The sequence below is a fragment of the Streptococcus sp. GMD4S genome (genome assembly GCF_000296955.1).
This window is the reverse complement of sequence record NZ_AJRE01000504.1, coordinates 1-1,416: the sequence shown is the minus strand read 5'-3', so window position 1 is coordinate 1,416 and position 1,416 is coordinate 1. Positions and strand designations below refer to the sequence as shown.

Annotated in this window: 3 protein-coding genes and 1 pseudogene; all 4 read left to right on the top strand. The window is 42.8% G+C overall.

The features are described from left to right. Positions 1-321: pseudogene (rplB, locus tag GMD4S_RS12140) on the top strand (50S ribosomal protein L2); the annotation flags it as partial. 101 nt (positions 322-422) lie between these two features. Then, a complete protein-coding gene (gene rpsS / locus GMD4S_RS12135; RefSeq protein ID WP_000533766.1) occupies positions 423-704 on the top strand; it encodes a 30S ribosomal protein S19 in 282 nt (93 codons plus the stop codon). Positions 705-715: 11 nt separating this feature from the next. Next, the gene (rplV, locus tag GMD4S_RS12130) at positions 716-1,060 is read left to right on the top strand and encodes a 50S ribosomal protein L22 (RefSeq protein ID WP_000818137.1); all 345 of its coding nucleotides are present in this window, start codon (positions 716-718) and stop codon (positions 1,058-1,060) included. Between the two features lie 12 nt (positions 1,061-1,072). Beyond that, on the top strand, positions 1,073-1,416 hold a 344-nt coding region (gene rpsC, locus GMD4S_RS12125), incomplete at its 3' end, for a 30S ribosomal protein S3 (RefSeq protein ID WP_008291857.1).

The window sequence follows — 1,416 nt, the reverse complement described above, 5'->3', positions numbered from 1 at the left end:
GTTCTTGTTCGTCTTCAATCTGGCGAAGTACGTATGATTCTTGGAACTTGTCGTGCAACAGTTGGTGTTGTCGGAAACGAACAACATGGACTTGTTAACCTTGGTAAAGCAGGACGTAGCCGTTGGAAAGGTATCCGCCCAACAGTTCGTGGTTCTGTAATGAACCCTAACGATCACCCACACGGTGGTGGTGAAGGTAAAGCACCAGTTGGTCGTAAAGCGCCATCTACTCCATGGGGCAAACCTGCTCTTGGTCTTAAAACTCGTAACAAGAAAGCGAAATCTGACAAACTTATCGTTCGTCGTCGCAACGAGAAATAATTTAAAACTAGTCGCATAAGCGCTAGATAATCCGCCAGCTCGGTAGCGCTCCATGTGAGCGCAAGCCGCTGTGGTACAACATTTAAAGGAGAAAAAATAAAATGGGACGCAGTCTTAAAAAAGGACCTTTCGTCGATGAGCATTTGATGAAAAAAGTTGAAGCTCAAGCTAACGACGAAAAGAAAAAAGTTATCAAAACTTGGTCACGTCGTTCAACGATCTTCCCAAGTTTCATTGGTTACACTATTGCAGTTTATGACGGACGTAAACACGTACCTGTTTACATCCAAGAAGACATGGTAGGTCACAAACTTGGTGAATTTGCACCAACTCGTACTTACAAGGGTCACGCTGCAGACGACAAGAAAACACGTAGAAAATAAGGAGAACATAAATGGCAGAAATTACTTCAGCTAAAGCAATGGCTCGTACAGTACGTGTTTCACCTCGTAAATCACGTCTTGTTCTTGACAACATCCGTGGTAAAAGCGTAGCCGATGCTATTGCAATCTTGACATTCACACCAAACAAAGCTGCTGAAATCATCTTGAAAGTTTTGAATTCAGCTGTAGCTAACGCTGAAAACAACTTTGGTTTGGACAAAGCTAACTTGGTAGTATCTGAAGCATTCGCAAACGAAGGACCAACTATGAAACGTTTCCGTCCACGTGCGAAAGGTTCAGCTTCACCAATCAACAAACGTACAGCTCACATCACTGTGGCTGTTGCAGAAAAATAAGGAGGTAACATCGTGGGTCAAAAAGTACATCCAATTGGTATGCGTGTCGGCATCATCCGTGATTGGGATGCCAAATGGTATGCTGAAAAAGAATACGCGGATTACCTTCATGAAGATCTTGCAATCCGTAAATTCGTTCAAAAAGAACTTGCTGACGCAGCAGTTTCAACTATCGAAATTGAACGCGCAGTAAACAAAGTTAACGTTTCACTTCACACTGCTAAACCAGGTATGGTTATCGGTAAAGGTGGTGCTAACGTTGATGCACTCCGTGCAAAACTTAACAAATTGACTGGAAAACAAGTACACATCAACATCATCGAAATCAAACAACCTGATTTGGATGCTCACCTTGT

Coding starts and splice junctions, on each gene's coding strand:
- rpsS (WP_000533766.1), top strand. CDS start 423: ATGGGACGCAGTCTTAAAAAAGGACCTTTCGTCGATGAGCATTTGATG.
- rplV (WP_000818137.1), top strand. CDS start 716: ATGGCAGAAATTACTTCAGCTAAAGCAATGGCTCGTACAGTACGTGTT.